This window comes from Oceanobacillus sp. CAU 1775 (assembly GCF_054482815.1).
Genome location: NZ_JBTLRO010000005.1, coordinates 46,272 through 71,333 on the forward strand (window position 1 = coordinate 46,272; position 25,062 = coordinate 71,333).

General features: G+C 36.3%; 26 protein-coding genes and 1 pseudogene. 1 reads left to right on the top strand and 26 read right to left on the bottom strand.

Going from position 1 to position 25,062, the window contains the following annotated elements:
• Positions 1–331: 331 nt before the first annotated feature.
• From lpdA to ACXYMZ_RS09900, 23 genes and pseudogenes are all read right to left on the bottom strand, one after another.
• Positions 332–1,759 (bottom strand): dihydrolipoyl dehydrogenase, encoded by a 1,428-nt coding sequence (gene lpdA / locus ACXYMZ_RS09790; protein ID WP_458948220.1) that lies wholly within the window; start codon positions 1,757–1,759, stop codon positions 332–334.
• A complete protein-coding gene (locus ACXYMZ_RS09795; protein WP_458948221.1) occupies positions 1,760–2,980 on the bottom strand; it encodes a dihydrolipoamide acetyltransferase family protein in 1,221 nt (406 codons plus the stop codon).
• Between the two features lie 14 nt (positions 2,981–2,994).
• Positions 2,995–4,008, bottom strand: a complete 1,014-nt coding sequence (locus ACXYMZ_RS09800; RefSeq protein WP_458948222.1) for an alpha-ketoacid dehydrogenase subunit beta — start codon at positions 4,006–4,008, stop codon at positions 2,995–2,997.
• 17 nt (positions 4,009–4,025) lie between these two features.
• On the bottom strand, positions 4,026–5,078 hold the full coding sequence (gene pdhA / locus ACXYMZ_RS09805) for a pyruvate dehydrogenase (acetyl-transferring) E1 component subunit alpha (RefSeq protein WP_458948223.1): 1,053 nt from the start codon (positions 5,076–5,078) through the stop codon (positions 4,026–4,028).
• Positions 5,079–5,098: 20 nt separating this feature from the next.
• Positions 5,099–6,262 (bottom strand): Leu/Phe/Val dehydrogenase, encoded by a 1,164-nt coding sequence (locus ACXYMZ_RS09810; protein WP_458948224.1) that lies wholly within the window; start codon positions 6,260–6,262, stop codon positions 5,099–5,101.
• A 169-nt stretch (positions 6,263–6,431) separates the two neighbouring features.
• Entirely contained in the window at positions 6,432–7,073 is a 642-nt protein-coding gene (locus ACXYMZ_RS09815; RefSeq protein ID WP_458948225.1) for a GntR family transcriptional regulator, read from the bottom strand.
• Positions 7,074–7,199: 126 nt separating this feature from the next.
• The gene (locus ACXYMZ_RS09820) at positions 7,200–7,994 is read right to left on the bottom strand and encodes an ABC transporter ATP-binding protein (protein ID WP_458948226.1); all 795 of its coding nucleotides are present in this window, start codon (positions 7,992–7,994) and stop codon (positions 7,200–7,202) included.
• 1 nt (position 7,995) lies between these two features.
• On the bottom strand, positions 7,996–8,988 hold the full coding sequence (locus ACXYMZ_RS09825) for an ABC transporter permease (protein WP_458948227.1): 993 nt from the start codon (positions 8,986–8,988) through the stop codon (positions 7,996–7,998).
• Between the two features lie 189 nt (positions 8,989–9,177).
• Entirely contained in the window at positions 9,178–10,176 is a 999-nt protein-coding gene (locus ACXYMZ_RS09830) for an ABC transporter substrate-binding protein (protein ID WP_458948228.1), read from the bottom strand.
• A 440-nt stretch (positions 10,177–10,616) separates the two neighbouring features.
• Positions 10,617–10,871 carry a ferredoxin gene (locus ACXYMZ_RS09835; protein ID WP_458948229.1) on the bottom strand — a complete coding sequence of 85 codons (255 nt, stop codon included), beginning with the start codon at positions 10,869–10,871 and terminating at the stop codon, positions 10,617–10,619.
• Between the two features lie 49 nt (positions 10,872–10,920).
• Positions 10,921–11,955 (bottom strand): NAD(P)/FAD-dependent oxidoreductase, encoded by a 1,035-nt coding sequence (locus ACXYMZ_RS09840; RefSeq protein WP_458948230.1) that lies wholly within the window; start codon positions 11,953–11,955, stop codon positions 10,921–10,923.
• A gap of 366 nt (positions 11,956–12,321) precedes the next feature.
• Positions 12,322–12,777 (bottom strand): VOC family protein, encoded by a 456-nt coding sequence (locus tag ACXYMZ_RS09845; RefSeq protein ID WP_458948488.1) that lies wholly within the window; start codon positions 12,775–12,777, stop codon positions 12,322–12,324.
• Between the two features lie 144 nt (positions 12,778–12,921).
• On the bottom strand, positions 12,922–13,449 hold the full coding sequence (locus ACXYMZ_RS09850) for a GNAT family N-acetyltransferase (protein WP_458948231.1): 528 nt from the start codon (positions 13,447–13,449) through the stop codon (positions 12,922–12,924).
• Positions 13,450–13,604: 155 nt separating this feature from the next.
• Positions 13,605–14,324, bottom strand: a complete 720-nt coding sequence (locus ACXYMZ_RS09855) for a GNAT family N-acetyltransferase (RefSeq protein ID WP_458948232.1) — start codon at positions 14,322–14,324, stop codon at positions 13,605–13,607.
• 117 nt (positions 14,325–14,441) lie between these two features.
• Positions 14,442–15,671, bottom strand: coding sequence for an MFS transporter (locus ACXYMZ_RS09860; protein ID WP_458948233.1), 1,230 nt, complete (start codon positions 15,669–15,671; stop codon positions 14,442–14,444).
• 333 nt (positions 15,672–16,004) lie between these two features.
• Positions 16,005–16,292 carry a hypothetical protein gene (locus tag ACXYMZ_RS09865; RefSeq protein ID WP_458948234.1) on the bottom strand — a complete coding sequence of 96 codons (288 nt, stop codon included), beginning with the start codon at positions 16,290–16,292 and terminating at the stop codon, positions 16,005–16,007.
• Positions 16,293–16,392: 100 nt separating this feature from the next.
• Positions 16,393–16,833 carry a hypothetical protein gene (locus tag ACXYMZ_RS09870; RefSeq protein ID WP_458948235.1) on the bottom strand — a complete coding sequence of 147 codons (441 nt, stop codon included), beginning with the start codon at positions 16,831–16,833 and terminating at the stop codon, positions 16,393–16,395.
• Between the two features lie 134 nt (positions 16,834–16,967).
• Complete coding sequence (locus ACXYMZ_RS09875) at positions 16,968–17,591, bottom strand: FMN-binding negative transcriptional regulator (RefSeq protein WP_458948236.1); 624 nt, start codon at positions 17,589–17,591, stop codon at positions 16,968–16,970.
• Between the two features lie 226 nt (positions 17,592–17,817).
• On the bottom strand, positions 17,818–18,324 hold the full coding sequence (locus ACXYMZ_RS09880; RefSeq protein ID WP_458948237.1) for a DNA topology modulation protein: 507 nt from the start codon (positions 18,322–18,324) through the stop codon (positions 17,818–17,820).
• Between the two features lie 169 nt (positions 18,325–18,493).
• Positions 18,494–18,706: pseudogene (locus ACXYMZ_RS09885) on the bottom strand (cupin); the annotation flags it as partial.
• Positions 18,707–18,835: 129 nt separating this feature from the next.
• Positions 18,836–19,249, bottom strand: a complete 414-nt coding sequence (locus ACXYMZ_RS09890) for a hypothetical protein (RefSeq protein ID WP_458948238.1) — start codon at positions 19,247–19,249, stop codon at positions 18,836–18,838.
• 332 nt (positions 19,250–19,581) lie between these two features.
• Positions 19,582–20,040 (bottom strand): hypothetical protein, encoded by a 459-nt coding sequence (locus ACXYMZ_RS09895; RefSeq protein WP_458948239.1) that lies wholly within the window; start codon positions 20,038–20,040, stop codon positions 19,582–19,584.
• Positions 20,041–20,266: 226 nt separating this feature from the next.
• Positions 20,267–21,214 carry an NAD(P)H-dependent flavin oxidoreductase gene (locus ACXYMZ_RS09900; RefSeq protein WP_458948240.1) on the bottom strand — a complete coding sequence of 316 codons (948 nt, stop codon included), beginning with the start codon at positions 21,212–21,214 and terminating at the stop codon, positions 20,267–20,269.
• A 71-nt stretch (positions 21,215–21,285) separates the two neighbouring features.
• Here ACXYMZ_RS09900 and ACXYMZ_RS09905 point away from each other — a divergent pair, with 71 nt between their 5' ends.
• The gene (locus ACXYMZ_RS09905; protein WP_458948241.1) at positions 21,286–21,813 is read left to right on the top strand and encodes a gamma carbonic anhydrase family protein; all 528 of its coding nucleotides are present in this window, start codon (positions 21,286–21,288) and stop codon (positions 21,811–21,813) included.
• Positions 21,814–21,931: 118 nt separating this feature from the next.
• Here the strand turns inward: ACXYMZ_RS09905 and paaX are convergent, their stop codons facing one another.
• The 3 genes from paaX to ACXYMZ_RS09920 form a co-directional block, all read right to left on the bottom strand.
• Positions 21,932–22,837 carry a phenylacetic acid degradation operon negative regulatory protein PaaX gene (gene paaX / locus ACXYMZ_RS09910; protein ID WP_458948242.1) on the bottom strand — a complete coding sequence of 302 codons (906 nt, stop codon included), beginning with the start codon at positions 22,835–22,837 and terminating at the stop codon, positions 21,932–21,934.
• A gap of 183 nt (positions 22,838–23,020) precedes the next feature.
• Positions 23,021–23,797, bottom strand: coding sequence for an enoyl-CoA hydratase-related protein (locus tag ACXYMZ_RS09915; RefSeq protein ID WP_458948243.1), 777 nt, complete (start codon positions 23,795–23,797; stop codon positions 23,021–23,023).
• A 54-nt stretch (positions 23,798–23,851) separates the two neighbouring features.
• Positions 23,852–25,051: an acetyl-CoA C-acyltransferase gene (locus ACXYMZ_RS09920; protein ID WP_458948244.1), complete on the bottom strand. Its 1,200-nt coding sequence runs from the start codon at positions 25,049–25,051 to the stop codon at positions 23,852–23,854.
• Positions 25,052–25,062 lie beyond the last annotated feature (11 nt).

Genomic DNA, 25,062 nt, shown 5'->3' on the forward strand with positions numbered 1-25,062 from the left:
CACTGATTGTTAGTTGAACCATTCGGGCCTTTACTGGCTGTTGATCCCCACTTACAATTCTTAAAGCCTCCGAGTTCTTGCAGCGGGGATCTTACAGACAGTTAATCTGCGATAAAAGCTATTAACATGCCGAAAGAAATCATCAGCGCTAATACTTGATCCATATCCATAGGCTACACCTCCCTCCTTGAGAAAAACATCAAAAAGGAAACTGTGCCTAACCCCTCATGTGAAGCCGTTCTATTGTATATTAAATTATACCATAACAGAACATTTGTTTCTATCTATTTTTTCTTATGTTTATACGATATTCTATTACTAAATTCCATTTTCACACTTTTTGTCTCGTAGGTGCCATATGCACCGCCTTATCTGATAATCCTTCCACTGCTTCCAACAATGTTTCGTTAAAACTTGGGTGTGGGTATAAAGGAAATGCTACATCCTCATCTCTTCCTACCATTTCAAGCGCCACTGTCCCTGTACCAATCAATTCAATAGCTCCTGCACCAATGGTATGAAAACCTAAAAGCAAGTCTGTTTCCTCATCTTTAATAACTTTCGAGACGCCACTTTTTTCATTCGTAATCATTGCCATGCCGTTACCACTATATGCAAATTGACTTGTTTTTACTTTATATCCTTGTTCTATCGCTTCCTCTTCCGTTAAACCGACAGAAGCAATTGGTGGGATGCTATGTACAATCGTCGGTAGAAATGTCAAATCAACCTCAATATTTATTCCAGCGATTGTTTCTGCAGCAACTTTTCCTTGTTTCATTGCTTTTACAGCTGATAGAGGTCCACTTGTCGCATCTCCAATTGCGAATACATTTGGAAGTGTCGTTCGCATTTGGTTATCTGTCTGAATGAAATTATTGTTTGTCATCTCGAGATGAAGTCGCTCCAAACCCAAAGTCGCCACATTCGCACTACTTTTCATAGATACATAAAGTTCGGTTCCTACTTCTGTAAACGTGTTACCGTCCTTTGACATTTTTACTGCTACTTCATTTTCACTTGAGGTTACTTCGTCAATCTGAATACCATGATGAACTTTTATTTTTTCTTTCTTTAAGATTCGTTTAAATTCACGATTTATCGTTGCATCAAATGGAAAGTCATTTTTCCCCTCATCTAGAAGTATTGTTACGTCAGCACCAAGATTGCGATAACTAAAAGCAACTTCAAGCGAAATGTAATCACTTCCGTAAACGATTAGCTCTTTTGGGATGGTGGATAAATTATAAATCTCATCATTCAAATAAATATATTTTCTATCATCCGGTAAAAACTCTGGATATATAGCTTTACTGCCTGTCGCAATGATCGCATGATTGAATTCATAGATATCAAATTGATGCCCAACTTCAACACCTATCCGGTTTTCGGCAGTGAAATTAGCTTCGCCGTATATGATTTCAATTTTATTTGCTGCACATAATGCCTCAATCCCTTTTCGTAGTTGGGTGATGGTTTTTTCTTTGTAGTTTAACAATTCCTTATAGTCAAAGGACACTTCTTTTGTTGATATTCCTAAATTGGCTAGGTTAGAAATCGATGCCAACTCTTTCGCTGCATGAGCAAAAACCTTGGAAGGAATACAACCTTTATTCAAACAGACGCCACCAAGTTTCTCTTTTTCTATTAAAGTAACTTGGAGGCCCAGCTGTGCTGCTCGGATAGCAGCAGTATACCCGCCAGGTCCTCCACCAATAATCACTAGATCACGGGTTTCCACAAATTCTCCTACAACCATTTATACCAACTCCAATAATAGATTTTTCGGTTCTTCGATTAACGCGACAAATCTATTGATGAAATTAACGGATAACACACCATCTGCAACCCTGTGGTCGAAAGAGAAAGATAGATTCATCATCGAGCGAATCGCAATTTCGTCGTTTTCCATGACAACTGGTACCTTTTTGGTTTTATGGAAGGAGATAATGCCTGTTTCTGGGTGATTGATAATCGGTGTCGCGGCCATTCCACCAAGCGGACCGACGTTACTAATTGTAAAGGTTCCATTTTTCATATCTCGCGCTTCTAATTTCCCGTCCTGCGCTTTCTTTGTTAGTGCCTTCATTTCATTGTGCACTTCTCGTATAGACTTTTTCTCAACATGATGCATCACCGGCACCAATAAGCCTGCTTTGGTGTCTGTAGCAAGGCCAATATTATATGCTTTTGACAAACGAATCACTTCATTTTCTTCATCAAGCTTTGCATTAAAGACAGGATAATCTTTTAATGCAATTGCGACAGCTTTAATAAAAAATGCGACAACGGAGATGTTTTCTCCCATTTCTTTAAGCTCTTTTCGCCATTCCATAATATTCGTCAAGTCCACTTCTTCAAAATGTGTGACATGTGGAATTGTTTGCAGGGAATGACTCATTTTCTTAGCTATTTGTCTTCGGATACCTGTAAAAGGAATCGTCTCTTCCTCGATATCTTCTGTAACTCTCTCAACATGCGACTCTTTGGAAGTTTTATCATCTTCTATCACGGCGGAGCCTTTGTTAATAAACTGATATACATCATCATCCGTTACTCTATTAGTTGGTCCTGTCCCTTTAATTTGTTCGATGTCTACTCCATTTTCCCTTGCGATTTTCCGAGTATATGGTGCAGCTAAAATACGCTGAGACCTGTTAACGGACACCGTTTTTTCACCAGGCTGAAGAATGGATGATTTTTTTAAAACATCCTCTTCGTCTTTCTCTTCTTCAATGGGGGCTTCCTTACCACTTGAAATTTTCATAATGACTGTTCCTACATGAATCGTTTCTCCTGTTTTAAAATAAATTTCCTGTATTGTTCCAGCTGTTGGTGAAGGAATTTCAGCAACCATTTTATCGGTTTGCATCTCAACTAATGGTTGGTCCACCTTTACTTCGTCTCCCACATTGACAAAGTAATTTAAAATTTCTCCTTCACTCATTCCCTCACCAATATCGTGAAATTTTACTTCCATTTATTATTCACCTCCTAAAAATGCACAACTTTTTCAATTGCCGCTTCGACTCGTACTGGCGTTGGTAAATATTCATTTTCAAGCGCGAACATTGGAACCGGAACATCAAATCCAGTGACACGTTCAATTGGCGCTTTTAAATAAAGAAAGGAAGTATCATTGATGATTGAGGTGATTTCACTACTGACACCACCTGTAGAATGAGCTTCATGCACAATGACGACTCGACCTGTTTTTTGAACAGATTCCGCAATGATGTCTTTATCAAGCGGGTATAAGGTTCTCATATCAATCACATCGCAAGAGATACCTTGCGTTTTCTTTAGGTTTTCCGTTGCCTTCTGAATAATCGGCATCATCGCTCCCCAACCAATCACGGTGACATCTTCGCCTGTTTCAAGCTGTTTTCCCTCACCGAGATTCACTGTATATTTTCCAGTTGGCACATCGCCTCGTTCGCCACGATATAGTCGCATTGGTTCTAAAAATAAAACTGGATCCGGATCTTCGATAGCTGCGATTAGTAAGCCTTTTGCATCGTAAGCATTTGAAGGACAAACTACTTTGATTCCTGGTAAATGGGTAAACAATGCTTCGACACTATCTGAATGGATTTCCGGCGATCTTACACCTGCACCATACGGGGCACGGATAACAATTGGTAAATGATAATGTCCCATTGTTCGGGCGCGAGTTCTTGTGACATGTGTTGCGATTTGTTCATATGCAGGGTAAATAAACCCAAGAAACTGAATTTCAACAATTGGTTTTAATCCGTTCAATGCCATTCCGACAGCTGTACCGACAAATCCTGCCTCACTAAGTGGTGTATCAATCACCCTTTTTTCACCGAATTGCTTTTGCAATCCATCCGTCGCTCGGAATACGCCGCCATTGACCCCAATGTCTTCCCCTAATAATAATGTATTCTTATCCATTTCTAGCATTGTCTGAAGGGCATCGTTTATTGCTTGGATCAGCGTCAATGATTTTGTCTTTTCTTTTTGCTGTTCGATACTTTCTTTCATAGATATGACCATCGTTTTCAGTCCCCCATCAGCATTTTCTTTTGCTCACTAATTGTCCATGTTGGCTCGGCAAAAACATAATCGAACATATCCGATACATTTGGTTTCTCGTACGTTTCCATTTCAGAAACAGCATTTTCAATTTCAGTATCAATCTCTTGTTGTTTATCAGTCGACCACGCGTCATCCCACATGTCTTTGTTCTTCATCATTTTTTCCAGACGTAATAATGGATCAAGCGCGTCACGCATTGAATCACTTTTTTCTTGGTCGCGATATTTCGATGGATCGTCAGCAGTCGTATGTGCGCCGAATCGCCATGTTACTGCTTCAATCAATGTTGGTCCTTCTCCGTTTCTTGCTCTTTCAAGTGCTTCTTTCACAGCAAAATGCACAGCAAAAACATCTGCTCCATCCACACGCACACCTGGAATGCCATACGCTTCTGCTTTTTGTGCAATGGTTTCTGAATTCATTTGTTTTTCTATTGGAAGGGATATTGCATATCCATTGTTTTGGTTAAAAAATACTACTGGTGCTTGGTAGACACTCGCTATATTTATCCCTTCATGAAAATCGCCTTCTGAAGTAGCCCCATCCCCGAAGTAAACAATCACAGCATTATCCGTTCCTTTATATTGTTCAGCCATCGCCGCTCCTGTTGCATGTGGAAGCTGTGTTGCAATCGGAACTGCTGCAGGAAAGATTCTTTTTTCCTTAGAGGGCACATTCCCTTCGACACGTCCGTTCCAATAAAGTAAATTTTTTACCATATCCGCCCCAAATGTTAATGTTGCTCCGTGATCTCGGTATGTCGGAAATAACCAGTCCTCATCCCTTAAAGCGAGTGAACTTCCAACTTGCGCACCTTCTTGCCCTTCGAATGGAACATAGGTCCCGATTCTACCTTGTCGTTGTAAGGCCCTACCTTTTTTATCATAGGTTCTTAACCTGAGCATATGGTAATAAAATTGTTTGGCCTTTTCTTCCGTGACTTCTGCTTCATGTTCATTGGAGACAACTTTACCTGTCTGGTCAACGATTTGAAGAAGGGGGTACTTATTTTTCATTCTACTCACACATTCCTTTCTTAACGATTATTATTTGAAAAAACCCACTTCGGTCTATTTGTGCGGGTATAGAAATTATTCAAGTGGCGTTGTTCTGTAAGTTTCTGCTGACATTTTATTTTTGCTGCTTCACTTGTTGGAATGCAATCCAGCTTGGCACGCTCATAGATTTCTATAAGAGAATGATAGATTTCTTTCGTCTTTAAAAGAACTCTTTGTTTATTCGGGCCGTATAACTCATCTGCAATTTGGATTAAACCACCTGCGTTCACGATATAATCTGGTGCAAATAGAATCCCCTTCTCATCTAGTCTTCTTCCATGACTTTCCTTATGAAGTTGATTATTCGCGGATCCAACAATTGCTTTTACTTTTAAATGCTCGATTGTTTCATCGTTGATGACCGCACCCATTGCACATGGCACGAAAACATCTGCATCTGTACGATATATTTCTTCACTTTTCACTACTTGGACTGTGCCCCCAAGCTCTTTAGCCCTGGTTAAAATATTTTCTATGCTATCTTCATTAATATCTGTGACATATAAAATCGCTTCTTCTTGTAGCAAATGTTCCGCAACTTTGAAGCCAACTTTCCCTAATCCTTGGATTGCATATTTTTTACCTGCTAGACTGTCCGTTCCAAATAAATATTGATTTGTTGCCTTTAAAGCATAAATAACACCTTGGGCTGTAGGGATAGAGGTATCTCCACCACCACCATGTTCTTCAGGAACCCCGTTAATGAAGTTGGTTTCTTTTAAAGCTTGAACAAAATCATCCATGGTTGTTCCCATGTCCGTTCCTGTGTAAAAGCGACCATTTAAGGAATCAACATATTGACCGAAAACCCGAAACATTGCAGGTGTTTTATCCTTCTTTGGATCTCCAATAATAACTGCTTTTCCACCGCCGAAATCAATTCCAGCGGCAGCACATTTGTAAGTCATGCCTTCTGACAAACGGAGTACATCATCAAGTGCATCATTCACACTGGCATAGGGATACATTCTCGTTCCACCCAAGGCAGGTCCAAGTGTCGTATCGTGGATTGCGATAATTGCTTGCAGTCCTGTTTCAGGGTCGTTACAAAACACGACTTGTTCATGCCCAGCTATCTTTTGAAACATATCCTGTTCAGTTGTTTCTACTTTTTCAAGCTGTTTCAATATAAATCCCTCCATAATTAGAACGTAACGTTATTTTCTAAGTGACAGCGCTTTCATTTTGGTGTTTTTAGCAAAGCCTAGGAAACTATTCAATTGGTATTGAATAAGCTACTAGTTTGTTATCTGTTAACGGTTAACCGTCTTGTAGTAAAAAAAATTAAATACTTATGGACGAAGAAGTTTTTTAGTTGTTTTCAATATGTAGCAAGACTCCTTCTAATCCATTTTTAATATGCATACGGATCATTTTTACCGCTTCCGTTTCGTCCCCCTTTATTATTAATTCGTAGAGACGTTCATGCTCTTCAATGAAAGAGGGATAAAATTGTCCACCAACCATGCTATTACGCATATAATGAACTTTCATTTTAATAACTTCTAGTAATTCGATTAATTGATTATTTTTTGATGCATGAAAAATAATCGTATGAAATTGTTGATCCAGTTCCCCAAGAAGCATGCTATGCTCTAACGTATTTTTTGTCTCACTAATATTGTTTCTTAATTGCTCGCGCTCTTTATCAGTGATATTTTTAATAGCTAGTTTGATAGCCAATGTTTCTAAACTTTCTCGGCACTGAAATATCTCGATGATGTCTTGGACAGTAGGTTGATAGACACGAACAAAGCCATTATTATAAATAAGTAATCCGTCCTGAATTAGCATTCGGATTGCCTCTCTCACTGGACCTCGACTAATCCCTAGCTGACTCGCTACTTTCGCTTCAACAATACGTTCCGAAGGCTTTCGCTCACCTTCCATGATTGATTTTTTTAAAATATGATAAGCTTGCAGGTGAAACGATTCCGATTTTATAATGCTCATCCGATCCCCTCCTAGGCACCGATGATTAGAATGTCAAAGCCATCTTTTGATATATATGCTTCCACTAACACAAAGATACAAGAATAACCGCCTTAACTCCGATAACCACTCCAATGAGTGACAATATTAGCCTAATACTGCTCGATCACTTTCAAATTGTTCTCCACGTATTTCTTGGAACGCATGCAATAATTTTTCAATGGTTAGAGATTGCTTTTCTTCTCCCTTTACATCAAAAATAACCTGACCTTTATCCATCATAAACAATCTGTTCCCTAAATCGAGTGCCTGCTGCATATTATGGGTAACCATAAGTGTTGTCAGTTCAAATTTCTCAACTACATCATAGGTCAGTTCTGTAATTAACTTCGCTCTTGCGGGATCAAGTGCTGCAGTATGTTCATCTAACAATAAAATATCTGGTTCTGTAAAAGTTGCCATAAGTAGCGAAAGCGCTTGTCGTTCTCCACCTGAAAGGAGGCCAACTTTGGCTGTAAGACGATCTTCTAAACCTAAATTAAGCGTTTCTAGATAGTCTCTAAATAACTTTTTACGCTTTGCTGTAACTCCATATCGCATTTTTCTTTTTTTGTCACGAGCATATGCCATTGCTAGATTTTCTTCAATCGTCATCGATGGTGCCGTTCCAGCCATTGGATCTTGAAACACCCTGCCAATATATGCTGAACGTTTATACTCTGGAAGATGAGTAACGGCTTTATGATTAATCATTACTTCCCCAACGTCTGGAATTTGATTACCTGAAATAACATTCATTAAGGTTGATTTTCCCGCACCATTACTACCAATTACCGTTACAAAATCACCTTTTTCCAAGGTTAGATTAATCGACTGTAATGCTCGCTTTTCATCAGGTGTCCCTTCATTAAAGGTTACTGAAATATCTTGTAATTGAAGCATACTAAGACGCCGCCTCCTTGACTTTCTGTTGATGAAGAAGTTCCTGCTTTTTTATACGTCGCTTTCTGTCCTTCTGCATAAGCATTACTTTTGGTGCTACTAAAGCTGCAATTACGAGTACTGCGGTAATCACTTTCATATCTCCTGTTTCTAAAAATTCAACACGGAGTGCCATTGTAACGACAATACGATACACTATCGCTCCACCAATTACTGCTAGCGTGGTTCTAGCAATCGTCTTCGTACCGAATAATGCCTCTCCGATTATTACTGAAGCAAGTCCTATAACAATTAACCCAATCCCCATCCCTACATCTGCAAATCCGCCATATTGAGCAATCAATGCACCAGAAAATGCAACAAGGGCATTAGAGAATCCTACACCCAAGATAATTAAGGAGTCTGTATTTGCTGAGAGACTTCGAATCATTCTTTTGTTATCACCTGTAGCTCGGAGTGCGAGTCCAACTTCTGTTTTTAAAAAGAAGTCTGTAAGTAGCTTAATGATAACGGTTACAATAATCATAATTAAAAGAATGGCCCATGTTCCTGGCATTCTATCAATTCCAATAGATGTTAAAATTCCATTTAAAAATGTATTAATCCCGGTACTTGCCCAGACCGTTTCCAGTTGCCTGAAAATCGTTGATTCGTTCAATAATGGTAATGTAGGCTGTCCCATTATTCGTAAATTTATAGAATAAAGAGCAATCATCATAAGAATTCCAGAGAGCAATGCATTGATCTTTCCTTTTGTATGCAAAATTCCCGTAATACAACCAGCGAGAAAACCTGCTCCAGCGGCCATTATTGTTGCCAGTATTGGTGGAACCCCACTAATTATTGAAATCGAGGCAACAGCAGCTCCTGTAACAAAGCTTCCATCAACTGTTAAATCAGGAAAGTCCAGTACACGAAAACTTAAGTAAACCCCCAATGCCATAATTGCATAAATAATTCCTGATTCAAACGCGCCAAATAATGAAATAAACATGATGCCCTCCTATTCCCATTGAAAGTTTGGAATGAAATCATTCGACACTCGTTAAAAGGATTCGAATTCTTTCTTCTGAACCGAATCCTTCCTAACGACCGCCTTGTTCTATGCATATGATAGAAAAGCAATTGCATTTCTTGAACTACAGTTTTTATCTCATTCAGATTAACTTAATCATTATTCTAATTATGATGGATCTACAAATTCTGCAATGTCATCCCATTCATCATTCCACTCAATTGCTTGTTCCTCTGCAGCTTGTTTATTAATAAATAATTGAGTTTCCTTCGGGTATTCTGCTGGGAAATCTTTCGTAGTTTTATCCCCAATTAAAATTTCTGCGGCCATTTCTCCTGAACGATAGCCTATAGAAAAGTAATCAATTCCAAATGTAGCAAAACCGCCTTTTCCTAATGAATCTGGTTCACCAACAATAAGAGGAATACTCTGATCTCTAGCTACGCCAACAACACTTTCTAATGCAGAAACAACCGTATTATCCGTTACAATGAAAAATACATCTGCCTCTCCTACAAGGGTTGTAGCTGCTTGTTGAACTTCAGATGAATTTGCTACTGTTCGTTCAATCGTACTTAAACTCGTTCCTTGAACAGCTTCTTCTACTGCATCAATCTGAACTACAGAGTTCGCTTCACCTGCATTGTAAATCAAACCAATCGTTGCTCCTTCAAAATACGTATCAATAAAGTCAATGGTTGATCCAATGGAATCTGGGTGTAAATCAACTACACCAGTTATATTGTCTTCTCCTTCATCCATCGATTCGATAAGACCTGCTTCTACCGCATCGGTTACAGAGGTGAAAACAATTGGAATATCACTTGTCGCTTGTAGAGCTCCCATTGCACTCGGGGTAGAGTTTGCAAAAATTAAGTCAACATCATCAGCAACAAACTTTTGAGCAATCGTACTCACATTATTCTGATCGCCCTGTGCACTTTGAAAATCATATTCAATCTTTAATCCAGCATCTTCAAGTGCTTTCTGGAACCCTTTATAAGCTTGGTCAAGTGAAGGGTGCTCAACAATTTGTGTCGCTCCTACGATATAGGTTTCCCCGCTCGAAGCAACTGCCTCTTCTGCCTCACCATCTCCATCACCACAAGCAGCTAGTACGATACTGCTCATCAATATAATTAAAGCGAACTGTAGCCATCTTTTCATGAATATTCCCCCTCATTTACTATGTTTTAAATATTGCGATAATTTTAGTCGCAGGTATACCTTTTTCGTCTACTCACAAGCTCACTTCTGCCTATCATTTATCACATCCCTATTACAAAATGTTTGATGATAATTTTGCTTGTATTCCTGTCCAACTTTTACTAAAAAAGATTTCGAATGCGCGCTCTTTGCTCTTCAAAACCTTACCGTAATGTATACCGCTCTAGATGTCATTCATGTTTTTAAAGAATACCTTTCCCATGATATAACTAAAAAAAACATGACGTTATTTATACGTCATTTTATCACCAGGGTGTTAGCGTGTCAACTAGATATTAGAATTTTCCGTCATATGATTTTCATGAGGTAAACATGAATTTTATAATATATTGGATTAAAGATAATTCGTTTTATGAATCGACTTTCAATGTAGTTCTTTGTTAGTAAACAGACTCTTCTAGTTTATTAGGGTTTCCGTTAAAAGGGGTCTCGGAAGTTTTTATGGAATTGGTTGGACAGCCATCTCTTGCATCTTCCACGTCATCAATTAGTTCGTCTGGAATTTCTTCTGTCCCTTCATTATCATCCAAGTGAACAAATGAAAGTCCTTCATCACAGTATTCAAAAACATCTGGAGCCGATGCGCCACATGCACCACATGAAATACAAGTTTCTCTGTCAACAATACAATACATGATATACACTCCTTATTAAATATGATATGAATGCTCTTTTTGAAAAAAATTAAACAATCCGATTTGGCTCATTTTCTTGTTCTTTTAGTACCTTTTCCATATTTGTTGTACTATGAATTGGTTGTACTCTCATTTTAGGATCTAAACTAGCTTTTGCATTATTGATTGCTGTTGGTGCTTCACCAAAACCAGTTGCTAGCAATTTTACCTTACCAGGATAAGTGTTAATGTCGCCTGCAGCATATATCCCTTTTATATTTGTCTCCATTTTTGTATCGACTTTAATGGAGTTTTTTTCTAGTTCAAGTCCCCATTCTCTAATTGGACCAAGTGATGATACAAAACCATAGTTCACTAATAATGCATCCGTTTCGATTGCTAGGGTTTTCTCTCCATTAGTTTCCTCTAAGATAATATGCTCTAGATTGTTTTCCCCAATTAAATGTAGAGGTACCCATGGCGTTACTATCTTAACACTTGATTGGGATAATTGTGCAACACTATGCTCATGTGCCCGGAACTTATCTCTGCGGTGAACCAATGATACTTTTTCCGCGATTGGTTCTAACATTAACGCCCAATCTACTGCTGAATCTCCACCACCACATACAGTCACTTTTTTCCCTGCAAACTTTTGTAAATCATCAACGAAATAATGTAAACTTCCATTCATTTCAAACCTTTTTTCATTTTCTAGCTTCAGCTTTCTCGGTTCAAACGCCCCTGCTCCCGCAGTAATAATAATTGTTTTTGAGTAGTGCCTATCTCCAGTATTGGAGATCATCGTAAAAACATCATCATTTTTTTCAATAGTTAAGATGGACTGCTCTAAGACAATCTTTGGTTGAAATTGTAGTGCTTGTTCCTCCAATTTCTCCACTAACTCTCTTGCTGTCACTTTCGGAAATCCTGCAACATCATAAATATATTTTTCTGGATACAATGCTGCGAGTTGTCCGCCAAGCTGTGGCATACTTTCGATTACTTTTACTTTCATTTGGCGTAATCCACCATAAAAGGCAGCAAATAAACCCGTAGGTCCTCCACCGATAATTGTTACATCAAATATATCCTCTGTTCTCACATTCAATCCCTCCAAGAAAGTATGCTTATGACCCTTAACAAATTACATAAATATTATATGACGTTTTTGATACGCGATACGCTAAATTATATATACTGTTTAGATTAATCGTAGTTTTGGAATTTGTCAATAATTTTTGTAAAAAGAATTGTAAGTATTTAAAATAGAGAAGGGTTTGTGAATCTAAGGGGTTTGGTTGACGGGGAGAACAGTGCAATTAAGAATGTAAATAACAGGTTAATCGGAGTTTGTTTCAACAAAGAAATAGCAATATAAAATACAAGTAAAAAACGCTCAGAAATTTGAGCGTTTTTTTGTAATATTTTGCAGACTAATTAAACGATGGCTCCCTTTAGTGGAGATATTCTATTTATTAATTTCTTCCCACTTACTCAAATACATACGTTCTGTAAGTTTTTTGGGATTACTTATCTTACATATAAATTCTAAACTATTGCCATCAGGGTCATTAAAGTGAATTTTAGCGTGTGCATAATCTTTGTGAGGCATGACGAAAGGTTCGTATGGCTCAAATCCAAAAGCCTCTCTAGGTTCATATCCTTTATTTTTTAGCCAGCTAATTGAGTTTTTTAATTCTTCTAACGATACTTGAAATGCTATATGTCTTATAGAAGGATGGTACTCGAGTTCTACTTTATTGGTTTTCCATAGTCCTAACCAACTTTTATCTTTTTCAATCCATAAAAATGCTAATCTATCTTCTACGATATGGTCAAGTTCAAGCCCTAGGTCAGTATAAAACTTGATTGAAAGATCTAAATCACTTACTGGTAAATGTGCTTCATATAATCCTTTTATCAATGATTTCTCCCCCACAATTTTATATCTAATATTAATTTTAATGAAATTCTTATTCAACTAAACTTCCCCATCGCTACAATATATTCGAACATAGGGGCGATAATCCTTCTTAGACTACCGCACCCGATAGTTTAATAATTCCATCTATTTTTTAAGGAGCGAGTAGACATATGTATCGTGTGCTTTACCGTTTTGATACATATAATCTCTAAGAACCCCTTCTTTTTGAAATCCGACTTTAAATAGTAAATTATTGGATGCTTCATTATCAATAAAAACAACAGCCCCTATACGAGTTAAACCCAACTCTCCAAATCCGTATTGAATAGCCTTCGATACAGCTTCCAAAGTATAACCCTTCCTCCATTGTTCTGGATGAATTTCATAACCTATTTCTGCTCGTTTATGTTTGATTGACCAAGCATTAAAACCAATTGTTCCAATTATTCCTTTAGTACCCTTTATCTCAATTCCCCAACGTATACCCTTTTTTTCTGTATAGTTTTTTGAAAAGAAATCCACAAATTTTTCTGCTTGATCAATATTCTTCAATGTGTCTTGCCCATAATAACGGGTTACATTATCGTTTGAAAAACAAGCAAAAATCCCTTCTGCATCTTCTTGTGTTATTTCTCTTAATATCAGTCTTTCTGTCTCTAATATAGGAAACATTCTATTCTCTCCCTTTTATGTTGCTTTCTTTTAAATTTCTTCTTCTACTAAACTGCCCCGTTCGTTCAATAAGAACATTGAGATGTATTAGTAGCTCAATGTGCTTCAAGTTAAGCACTCGTTAATTTAAGTTAAAAAATTCACAATATGGCTAACTAAAAAGCTTTCTCTAATGAAATAACAGTATGTTTATTTTCAACACATCCATTATGTACCATTATTTTTTTCATAGGATTATTGTTAATTTCAGTCGCACCCAGATACGATTTTGCTTTGAAATCATTTCGCAGCCTATGTAACCCTATAAAGTGAAGATTCTTGCCCAGACCTTTTCCTCGAAATTTTGGATGGATACCTATCCAAAAAATACGTCCTTCTCTGTCCTTGTCAGGTTCAAGATGGGGAAAGACCACTCCAACAGGTTCATTTTCAACTATATAGATAGTGAACATTTTTTCTACTTGTGAAGGCAGTTCAGTTTTCATACTCATTAAAAATTTCTCTGTTTCATCCATATTCCTACCCATCACTTCAGATAAAAATAAAACTGATTTCTTCTCGGTAATTGACCATAACTCGTAATCTAGATTCCCAATATTAATTGGATTTATTAGAGATCTTAGATATATAACTCTTTCACCTTTAATCTTCATTTTTTCTGCTGTGTAATTAAATCGCTTCAAATGAGTTCTAGTACATTCTAGCAACACTTTTTTAAAATTGCTGCTTTCCATTTTAGTTAAAAGCTCATTTAGGAGAACATCGATTTGTTCCGCCTGATTTAGATTATCTTCCAATATTTCCAAGAGAATTTGTTCGTCACTTATTATACTATGCACTCCAACTTCCTTTAGTTGGTTCAGTATTCCAATCATAATTCACATCCCCTTTATACTACTAATTGCACTATTATTCTCCTTTAATAATTCATCAAGAGAGAACGTTAATCCTTGTTGAAGATAAGCATTATATAGTTATTTATAAAATCTCAATTAATTTCCATTCTGACCTTCGAGATAATAAGATGTTTTCTCAGGCTTCAATACTGAAAATGAAAAGATGATAGATGAAATAAGCATGATAAGTGCCAGTGTAACTATCGTAAGCCTTAAAGAAATAAGATCTCCTGCTAGCCCAATCATTAATATAAATACTACTTGGATAGAACTTTGTATTAATTGATAGATACTCGTCACTCTACCCATTATTTCTACTGGAACATTGTTTTGATAGAAAGTCATAATCCCAGCATTTAAAAATACGTTGAAGAAACCTAAGATGACGAACCCAACAACGATTGATGCAAATGACCAAGAGAACGCGTAAAGGACATAACCTATCGTCCACATGATTGCTCCCACAACAATCATTAATCTAAGAGATAAGTAATTTGAAAAAAGTGAAAGTAAAACTGCTCCTACTACAGAACCAATTCCAGTTATACTTATTAATAAACTATATTCCATTTCGGAAAGCCCGATAACTTGTTGCGTAAAAACTACCTCCTGTGCGTCCATGGCAAAGGAGAAAATCATAAGCATAATAAAAGCAAGATAAATAAAAGATATATATTTGTTATTAGACATAAATTTCCGAACGACTGTAAAGTCCTGATAAACTTGGGATAAGGTCAATTTTGGAATTATTTCCCCTTTTTTATTCTCTATCTCTGGTAGGTAAAACAAGAAAATCGCTGAAATCACAAAGAATAATGCATTCAACCATAAAGTTGTTTCGACAGAGGTTAATAATATAAGTGAACCCCCGATTGCAGGTCCAATAATAAATGCTCCTGAACTTGCAAAAGAACGAAGAGAGTTAAAGCGCTTCCTATTTTCTTTTGGAACCATCATGGCAACATACGTTGTTGAGGATGGATTAAAGAATGCATTGGCCACGCTCAACATAATCAAAATTAAATAAATTATTACCATATTTGGTGCAAATGGAATGAAGCAGATAAATATCGCTCTAATTATGTATGTTACAATCATTATTTTTCTTTTGCTTCGATAATCTATAAAACTACCTGTCCAAAACTTCGTAAAAATGTTAGTCAATGGACCAATAATCCAAAGTCCCGCAACAGCTGCTGCAGATCCAGTTTGCTGATATACAATAATATTAATTGCAACTAAATAAATAAAGTTCCCAATACTTGATATTCCAATTGATAACAACAATAAGATAGGATTCCTCCATGTTGTAAAGTTTTTTTCCATACAAAGCTCCTAACTATATATTTATATATTCAACATAGTTTTCTTAAATTCTGCCACACACCTATCTCTTCGTTAAACATAAAACCAATTATAAAAAGTAGAAATCCTGACCAACCAATTACCTTAGCCAATGTGGTATGTCTTTTTAAAATTTTTAATCACCATCCATTTTATTTCAACTAAATAAAATCAACATTTTAAACCACTGGCCTTCCCTGAATTAATTAAACAGGCTGCTTCATTAAAAATTTCCTTCTTATGCTAAACTACACTTTAGCAAAAATATGACTGCATTGGTTCATAATTGCACCTATCATTCAAATAACCATCTTCTCATTCAGTTCTTTCCTTAACAATAAAAGAAAGTAGGAATCCTAATAAAATAAAAACTGACAATCCAATTAACACTCTCATTGGTGAAACAACATGATGTTCTGGAGTAATTACCATCGTAATATCTTGATTTATTGAAGTGATTTTTGTAGTTTTTTTCACAGTCCACCAGTCATCAACAGTAGAATGATTTGAAGCCAGATAGAGCCATAATAGAAACCCAAGAAAAGTAAATAAGCATACACCTATTAATCTATTTGTAATTTCACACTTCCTTTTGGCATTCATTAACCTTCCCGCCTCTTTAGTATAATTAGTTTTACAAAAATAGTGTTAAATCCCCCTTGAATTAACGCATCCGTTACTTGAGGAACAACATTACACTATTTTAATGCTGATACTTTTCGTTAAATTTTCTAACCCAACTCATATCTATTGGACCGTTAATAACTTGATAGTAACCTTTTCTATAAATATGAACTTCATCTTTATGTATTAGAGCCTTTATTCTATCAGCCTGAGTATGATTGATTGCTATCTCGAATCCTTCATCATTTGTTAAATTATCATCGTATGCTCTATCACTTACTTTTTTTATACGGTAACTTTTCATAAATGATGATAACTCTTCAATAGCTTCATTATCATCTGTTTTCAATTCGAATCGATCATTTTTTTCACGTAAAGTAAGTGAGGTAAAATCGTTTGGTATGTAACCAATCACCTCATCTAAGTCTTTCACACTATAATCATTCCATGTTTGTAATGAAATTAAAAACCCTATACTAACTACCCCAACTATTAAATAAATAATTAATTTTTTCTTCATATATTTCCTCCAACTATTTAAACTAATCTACCCCTTCATTACAATATATTCGTTAAAAAGAGCGTTAATCCTTCTTAGATTAACGCATCCGATCGTTTAAGAAGATTATTTCACATACTCACTATGAGAAACAATTAACTAAATGGCTTCCTATTTTTCATTACTTCTGAAATTAGTTGAGAATTTAAATCTTCTTCCTCATTCAGCTTATCAATGATAGTTTGATAGTCCTCTTCATTTCGATTTTGACTTAATTTATAAGACGCTTGAATTTCTTGTATTTTAATTTTAAATCCAACAATTCCTTTGATTTGTTTTTTAGTTTGTGGAGAAAGAATTTCCCATAATACTGGATTCTCACGATGTTGTTCGTATTTTTTTTGTAATGATATAAGGTGTTCTTCTAACTCTTGTTCACTCATTACACTTGCTATCCCATATACATGAACAGATTGATAATTCCAGGTGGATACATTTTCATGGTTATACCAAGAGGATGAAATGTAAGCATGTGGACCTTGAAATATAACAAGGGTCGTATCATTATCGATATTGAATGTTTTCCATTGAGGATTCGCATAAGCCATATGCCCTTCTAGGTAATAATCATTACCTTGTTTATATAACTCCATAGGTATATGAGTAGCAATAGGCTTACCTTTATCTGTTGTGGTTACAATTGTTCCAAATGAGTTGCTTTGAATAAAATCTTTAATTTCATCAAAATCTGTTACTTTAAAATTCTTTGGGATAAACATCATTTTACTCCTTTCTACTAAACAGATATCTTTACTCTTTAAAAAAGTTGGATCTAAAACTAAATCTTTCTATCAATAATATTACCACTTCTTTCAATATGAATGGCCGATTGTTGTACTCAAGTTAAACGCCAATTTTAAACTAATCCTACTCCTATACTTCAGTAAAAAGCGTGTAATTTCCTTTTTGAAGTAATGCACCCAATTGAAGAAGAAAAACCATGAATTATTGTATCTTCCTCAAAAACAGTTGTACTTCTTTTGGTGATTTTAAAATGATAACTTGTTTATCTTTTGATAATTCATTGAGCCTTCTTAAAATTTCAGGTCTTTTAGTTTTTGGATAATTCCATATCCATTCAAAAAAATTTAAGTCAAATCTTTCTTCGCATCCTTCTCCCATATCTGGTCTGGTTTTATTTCGATACTGCAGTATTCTTTTGAAAACACGATAGACACAGATTGCCCTATGAATATCAAGGAAAATTATTGTATCTGCCGCATTAACTCTTATCTCCATTGTACCGCCATAATTTCCATCAATAATCCACTCTTCTTTTTTAACTAAATCACTTTGTACTCTTCTTTGTTCATCCTTTGGAACACCAACCCAATTAGGTCTCCAAAATAAAGCATCAAGATGATAAACATTTATTTTTAACTTTTCGCCTAACTGCCTTGCTAATGTAGATTTCCCTGATCCACCTGAACCAATAAGTACAATCTTTTTCATAAGTCCCTCCTTATTAAACAATCCTGCTCAATTGTTGAATAACGGATTAATTATCTTTCACTAACGCAACCATTAACGTAATAAGAAGAATATTTTTTATGACAAGTTACTTAGTAAGTCAAATTGAATGATTGTGATGATGGCAGTTACTAATAAAAACATTTCGGAATTCTTTTTCATTACGAACATAGCCCTCTCCATTCAAAATCAGAAGAAGTTGAGGAACGACTGCTTGGTGATAGCCAACAATCCCGTTTTCATCTAAGTGCATACATCCAATGTTAGTTGGCTTATTGGTTTGAATAATACGAGACATAATAAAATCTGAATTGAACTTCGAAATCTTCTTACCGCTGTCTTTACTGAATTTATAAAACTCCATTATACCCTCCTAATTATAAATATCTTATATTCTAAAGTTCTCTATGATTATTGAATTAACCTGCCAAATAGCACAATAAAAGACGACAGCTCTTATTGTGCTATCGCGCCCCTTTGTAAAAAGTTCAACTTAATATTCATTGTCCCAAAAACTATCATTTTTCATATCGTCAATTACTCGATTGAAGACATCAATGATTTTTACTTCACTTTCGTAAAATATTAATTGTACGGCACCTTCCTGATCGGTTCCTCCTTTTTCAGTACAAGGAAAGACTCTTATCCTGTAAGCTCCTGTAATGTATTTGACTCTTTGAGTCTGATATACAATACTTTTACAATAACGAACTTCCGTAAACCAATGGGTTGCATAAGGATAATCCAGTGTATATCCTTCTCGATCAAAACCTCGTTTATCCTTGATTCCCATTGGTACTATTGCATAATCAATAATCTTGTCGCCCCTTCTTTTATGCTTTTGTCTTCTCGCCCTTTTTAACACATTGTATCGGCTGCCTAACTTTTTCTTTAATCTCTTTTTCATTGTTTCCCCATTCCCCAATCGTTTTATCCATTCCTTCTTCAAGTAAATCTGCCTGTTACAAAAAAAGTGGTTAATCCTCCTTAAATTAACGCACCCTTTAGTTAAATTGTGTCATTTTCACCCTTTAGCCTTTTTACTTCCTTCTCTAAATAATCTAATCGTCTATGTATTCGATAAATAATTGGAAGATATGCAATTGCAACAATGATTAGCCAACCCATTTATAACACTCCTTACTCTTTATTTAGCAGATTCGCCCCGTCACTTAAATATATTCGATAAAAAGAGCGCTAACCCTTCTTTGATTAACGCACCCGTTAGCGAAGTATTACTTATAACTTATCCATAAAAGATAGTACGTGTTCTTTCACTTTTTCCTTCTCTTCCTTTGTCATATCATCTAATTTAAAATGTTCTATATTTTCATTTGGAATTAGGATTGTTGATGGTTCCTGAATTTCTTGCTTACGTTCTTCTCCATCTTCAGCTTTCGTAATGTGAGATTTCTCAAATCTTGAATGTATGATTCCCGTTCGTATATAATTTCCTTCCATATCATAAAAGTCCTCAACTGCTTTAACATCTGTTTTTGTATAATTTTCACTTGCTTCTGTACTGGTAATTACATTCACTTTTTTGTAACCAGTTTTTTCGAAAATACCTTCTTCGTTTTCCTCTAATGTTTCAGTAACAAATACCTCGATATGTTGAATTTTCTCCACATTACCGCATGCACCTAACAGAAAAATATTTATAATCAATAAATTCATTATAATAAAATTCCGTTTCAAATCTTCACGCCTCCTAACTAAGAAATTTTACCACAAAGACCAATATCCTTGTTAAAGATTAATGCCCCGTTAGCAAGCATTCACGAGTAAATTGAATCTATCTGAGGGAGTTTAAGAACAATATTTCTCAATCTTTAATCTATTTTACATACAAACCAGTTACCTTTGTAAAACAAGCTCATTTCTTAAAAAATTCTATCGACCTCTCTCAATAACTAAATCATATTTACAATAACTTCTGATAACAATGAATGACTTCATTTGCTTCACGCATCGTTTTTTCTAATAAATCCTTCACAGGAATTATATCTGAAATTAGCCCTGCTACTTGCCCACTATTCATAAACCCTTCATCGATACTTCCTTCTAGAGCACCTATTTTATGGCGTTCTTCTGTCGTCATTTCATCAAATGCTTCTGGTTGCATTCCTTTCTCTTCAGACGTAAGTAGTTTTTCTGAATAAGGCGTTCTAAGTATTCTTCTGATTTTGCCCACTGATCTACCGACTATTGTTGTTCCGTGATCATTCGCTTGGATAATCTGATTCTTGTATGTCATATGAAATGGCGATTCCTCTGTTGCGATAAAACGCGTTCCCATTTGCACTCCACTTGCACCAAGCATGAGCATTGCTGCAAGTCCTCGACCATCAGCAATTCCTCCCGCAGCAACAACTGGGACATCTACTTGATCCGTTATTTGTGGAATCAGCGTTAATGTTGTCGTTTCAAATGCTGAATTAATTCCAGCAGCTTCGTATCCTTCTGCAACAATAATATCTGCTCCTGCATCCGCTACCTTTTTTGCTTGTTTTACAGAAGCACAAACTGTAATTACTTTAACGTCATGGTCCTGAAGTTTCTTTATAAAAGGGACTGGATTTCCTGCCGAAAGCGATACAACTGGCACTTTATACTTTAAAACAAGTGACAACATTTCTTTAAGGTATGGTGTTACATTAATTGGAATGTTCACTGCGAAAGGATTGTTTGTCCCTTCTTTTGTTTCTTGAATTATTTTTTCCACTTCTAACGGTTCCATTGTACCAACGCCGATTGTTCCTAACCCACCTGCTTCGGATACTGCAATCGTCAGTGGTGCATTACTGATATTCCCCATACCTCCTTGAATGATTGGGTATCTTATTTTTAATATTTCACATAATTCATTCAACTTATTGCCCCCTCTGTTTAAATCATGTTATATTTATATGCATATTACTATACTAGAAAGGATGTTGCCAGATGATTTTCTCTTTTCAAAATAAAGAACCTAAGCTTCATGAATCTGTGTATGTTGCTCCCGGCGCACATATTATTGGTGATGTAACAATCGGCGAGGATTCTAGCGTTTGGTTTAATTCCGTTCTGCGTGGGGACGAAGCACCCATTACCATTGGAAAAAGAAGTAATGTCCAAGACAATTCAACTATGCATTTGTATTCGGGTTTCCCACTTGTATTAGAAGACGAAGTATCAATTGGACATAATGTTATTCTGCACGGTTGTACAATTAAAAAAGGTGCATTAATTGGCATGGGTGCAACTATTTTAGATGGTGCAGTGATTGGTGAAAATGCGTTTATTGGAGCGAATACTCTCATTCCATCTGGAAAAGAAATACCTCCGAGAACTTTAGTACTTGGGTCGCCAGGAAAAGTTATCAGAGAACTAACAGATCAAGACTTTGAGTTAATCCAACTTACAATTGATACCTATGTACAGAAAGCAAAGGATTATAAAGCTCAACTAAAAGTTCTAAAGAACGATTGAATGTACATATAAAGCTTAGACACGAATAATAGGCTGTTTACCATGTAAACAGCCTATTTGGATTATATTTATTATAAATGAATTATCTATAAGTCGGATTGAAAGCTCCACACTATTTTTAAGACTCCGTCTGAGGAATCAATTCATGTTCTAATGCATTGTATGACTTATTTTTTCTCTTTAAGCTGTTGCCTTCTTTAAATACCGACTCAAAAAATCGGCTAGCTGGTTCCGCGAGCACCTTATAATATTCGCTGAATAAATTCGATGCTTTATTACCAAGCCATTTTTCTGGAAGCAATTCATCAGGGAGACCTGGATCAATGAACAGAAACTTTCGGTACTCATGTACAAGCTTTGCCCGTTCGACAAAGCATTCCGCTTCCGTCATTTCCTCCGTAGCAATTTTCTTCTTTGCTTGCTCAAAATTTGCTTCGTTTGTCATGATAAAGGCTTCATATTTCGAATTAATTTCGTCAATGTCCCAACATTCCTCAATGAGCTTCTTATCTTCATCTGGACCAGTATAGTCAGCAAGGAATAAATGAACATGCTCTTTAATATCATATTTTTCAATAATTGCATCTAACTCTTTTTCTAAATTATTTGGGGAAATCCAACAGCTATTCGCCATCGAACCGAATCCACTCCAGACAAGCTCTTTTCTAAGTTCGTCACGTACATTCCTTTTAACTTCTGGAATACTGTACATAAGCATGCGCCATCTACCATCCCAGATTAAAGGCTGCAGTTTGAAAATTCGATTGGCTGCCTCTTCAATTCTCGCTTCTCCGCGCTCTGTTAGGGAGTAATAACTTTTATTCCCTTCTTTGCGGGACTGGATCCAACCTTGCTTGCTCATTCTTGATATAGCTGCTCTAACAGATTGCCCATTGTGACCAAATTCTTCAAATAAACGAATAAGGCTTCCTATCCATATTTCATTCCCATAATGAGAAATATAATCACCATATAAGGTAAATATCATGGATCTCGTGTTGATAACATCGTTGTCGATTGCCATATCGGCCACATCCTCTACGCTAGTTTAATCAATTTAAAAAGGCACCATAACAAAAGACATTCAGATGAATAAATTCCAACTGATCCCCTGTTATTTCACTTTATTGTCTCTATAAAGAATAACGTAAAAATAACGGATGGCTTTTTATAAATATACATTACCACTTTTTATTGAGTATTGCAATTATTCACCTGTAAATACCGGTTTACGCTTTTCATTGAATGCTTGCAGTGCTTCTAGTCTATCTTTAGTTGGTATCGTTCGTTCATATGCTTTTGCTTCAATTTCCAAGCCTGTCTCTAAATCAACATTCATTCCTTCATTAATTGCATGTTTCGCCTGTTCAATAGCAATCTGTCCATTTGCTAAAATTGCAGCTAAGAGTTGCTCGCTGTCTTCTATTAATTGTCCTGGTTTTGAAACTTTATTTAAAATACCGTAGTTTTCTGCCTCTATGGCAGTTATTTTTCTTCCTGTCAGAATTAACTCTTTAGCTTTTGCTTCTCCAATTAGTCTTGGCAAACGTTGCGTCCCTCCCGCACCTGGAATAATCGCCCAATTTAATTCAGTTAGCCCCATTTCAGCAGAGCTTACAGCAATTCGAAAATCACATGCAAGTGACAACTCGAATCCACCACCAAAAGCATAACCATTTATTGCTGCAATCGTCGGTTGGTTCAATTGATAAATTGCGTGGAAACAATCGCGGATTAATTTTACATTTCTTCTTACTTCTTGTTCACCAAGTGTTTTTCTTTCTTTTAAATCTGCACCGGCACTAAAAGCCTTTTCACCCACTCCAGTAAAAATAACTCCTCTAACATTTTTGTTAAGACGAATACTTTCAATAACCTTATCCAGTTCAAGTAATGTTTGATAATCAAATGTATTTAACGCACTTGGTCTATTAAGTGTGACATAGGCGATTTGATTCTTTTCTTCATATAAAATGTTTCCCACATTTTCACCCCCCTTGGCTTCACGTACACTTTTTTCTTGAAATAATCTCATCAATTAAGATAGATTTTCTACTATGGTGGCCACTCCTTGACCGACACCAACACAGAGGCTTGCTAGTCCGTATTTCACATTTTCCTTTTTCATTTCATGTACTAGAGTTGTCAATATCCGAGCACCACTTGCTCCAAGGGGATGCCCAAATGCGATGGCACCACCGTTTACATTCACGATGGCAGGATCAAGTTCCAATTGTTTGATACATTCAATTGCTTGAGATGCGAACGCTTCGTTTAATTCTACTAATCCGAGATCACTAGTATGAAGAGAACTACGTTTTAAAGCTTTACGTGTCGCTTCTATTGGACCCAGCCCCATAATCGCAGGTTCTAGACCAGCCGTTCCTGATGCTACATATCTTGCCATTGGTTTTAATCCTAACTGATCGGCTTTTTCGGCGCTCATTAATAGTAATGCAGCTGCACCATCATTTACACCTGAGGCATTTCCCGCTGTTATTGTTCCTTCTGGAAAAATAGACCGAAGTTTACCAAGCTTTTCGAGTGAAGTATCAGCACGCGGATGTTCATCCGCATCCACAACAAATTCATTGCCTTTATGATCTTGGTAAACTACTGGAACAATTTCTTCTTGAAAACGACCTGCATCCATGGCTTTTTTTGCCTTTATTTGGCTATTATAGGCAAATTCATCCTGTTCTTCTCGGCTTATCTGAAATCTCTCGGCAACATTTTCTGCCGTTTTTGGCATAGAATCTGTTCCATACATCTTATCTAGTTTTTCATTAATAAATCGCCAACCAATTGTGGTATCATAAATTTCCTGTGTCCGTTGAAAAGCTTTTTCAGATTTTGCCATGACAAATGGAGCTCTTGTCATACTTTCTGTGCCACCAGCAATAAATATATCTCCCTCGCCAAGCTTAATTGCACGGGCAGCATAATTAACCGCATCTAACCCCGATGCACAAAGCCTGTTAACGGTTATGCCCCCAGTCTCCACTGGCAGACCTGCTAATAGTCCCGCCATTCTCGCAACGTTACGATTATCTTCTCCAGCCTGATTCGCATTTCCAAGAACAACTTCTTCTATCTCACTTGGCTTAACAGATGGATTACGTTCCAATAATGCTTTGATAACGATTGCCCCTAAATCATCTGGTCGGATATTTTTTAAAGCACCACCGAACCTTCCTATTGGCGTACGAACTGCATCGACGATTACCGCATCTCTCATTTTAGATTCCC

What these genes read in the sequence shown, in the direction of transcription:
- ACXYMZ_RS09890 (WP_458948238.1), bottom strand. Translation starts at nt 19,249, where the DNA reads ATGAAAAAGAGATTAAAGAAAAAGTTAGGCAGCCGATACAATGTGTTA.
- ACXYMZ_RS09815 (WP_458948225.1), bottom strand. Translation starts at nt 7,073, where the DNA reads ATGAGCATTATAAAATCGGAATCGTTTCACCTGCAAGCTTATCATATT.
- ACXYMZ_RS09870 (WP_458948235.1), bottom strand. Translation starts at nt 16,833, where the DNA reads ATGAAGAAAAAATTAATTATTTATTTAATAGTTGGGGTAGTTAGTATA.
- ACXYMZ_RS09875 (WP_458948236.1), bottom strand. Translation starts at nt 17,591, where the DNA reads ATGTTTATCCCAAAGAATTTTAAAGTAACAGATTTTGATGAAATTAAA.
- ACXYMZ_RS09835 (WP_458948229.1), bottom strand. Translation starts at nt 10,871, where the DNA reads ATGTATTGTATTGTTGACAGAGAAACTTGTATTTCATGTGGTGCATGT.
- ACXYMZ_RS09905 (WP_458948241.1), top strand. Translation starts at nt 21,286, where the DNA reads ATGATTTTCTCTTTTCAAAATAAAGAACCTAAGCTTCATGAATCTGTG.
- ACXYMZ_RS09820 (WP_458948226.1), bottom strand. Translation starts at nt 7,994, where the DNA reads ATGCTTCAATTACAAGATATTTCAGTAACCTTTAATGAAGGGACACCT.
- ACXYMZ_RS09860 (WP_458948233.1), bottom strand. Translation starts at nt 15,671, where the DNA reads ATGGAAAAAAACTTTACAACATGGAGGAATCCTATCTTATTGTTGTTA.
- ACXYMZ_RS09795 (WP_458948221.1), bottom strand. Translation starts at nt 2,980, where the DNA reads ATGGAAGTAAAATTTCACGATATTGGTGAGGGAATGAGTGAAGGAGAA.
- ACXYMZ_RS09880 (WP_458948237.1), bottom strand. Translation starts at nt 18,324, where the DNA reads ATGAAAAAGATTGTACTTATTGGTTCAGGTGGATCAGGGAAATCTACA.
- pdhA (WP_458948223.1), bottom strand. Translation starts at nt 5,078, where the DNA reads ATGAAAAATAAGTACCCCCTTCTTCAAATCGTTGACCAGACAGGTAAA.
- ACXYMZ_RS09800 (WP_458948222.1), bottom strand. Translation starts at nt 4,008, where the DNA reads ATGAAAGAAAGTATCGAACAGCAAAAAGAAAAGACAAAATCATTGACG.
- ACXYMZ_RS09920 (WP_458948244.1), bottom strand. Translation starts at nt 25,051, where the DNA reads ATGAGAGATGCGGTAATCGTCGATGCAGTTCGTACGCCAATAGGAAGG.
- ACXYMZ_RS09865 (WP_458948234.1), bottom strand. Translation starts at nt 16,292, where the DNA reads ATGAATGCCAAAAGGAAGTGTGAAATTACAAATAGATTAATAGGTGTA.
- lpdA (WP_458948220.1), bottom strand. Translation starts at nt 1,759, where the DNA reads ATGGTTGTAGGAGAATTTGTGGAAACCCGTGATCTAGTGATTATTGGT.
- ACXYMZ_RS09850 (WP_458948231.1), bottom strand. Translation starts at nt 13,449, where the DNA reads ATGTTTCCTATATTAGAGACAGAAAGACTGATATTAAGAGAAATAACA.
- ACXYMZ_RS09810 (WP_458948224.1), bottom strand. Translation starts at nt 6,262, where the DNA reads ATGGAGGGATTTATATTGAAACAGCTTGAAAAAGTAGAAACAACTGAA.
- ACXYMZ_RS09825 (WP_458948227.1), bottom strand. Translation starts at nt 8,988, where the DNA reads ATGTTTATTTCATTATTTGGCGCGTTTGAATCAGGAATTATTTATGCA.
- paaX (WP_458948242.1), bottom strand. Translation starts at nt 22,837, where the DNA reads ATGGCAATCGACAACGATGTTATCAACACGAGATCCATGATATTTACC.
- ACXYMZ_RS09830 (WP_458948228.1), bottom strand. Translation starts at nt 10,176, where the DNA reads ATGAAAAGATGGCTACAGTTCGCTTTAATTATATTGATGAGCAGTATC.
- ACXYMZ_RS09855 (WP_458948232.1), bottom strand. Translation starts at nt 14,324, where the DNA reads ATGATTGGAATACTGAACCAACTAAAGGAAGTTGGAGTGCATAGTATA.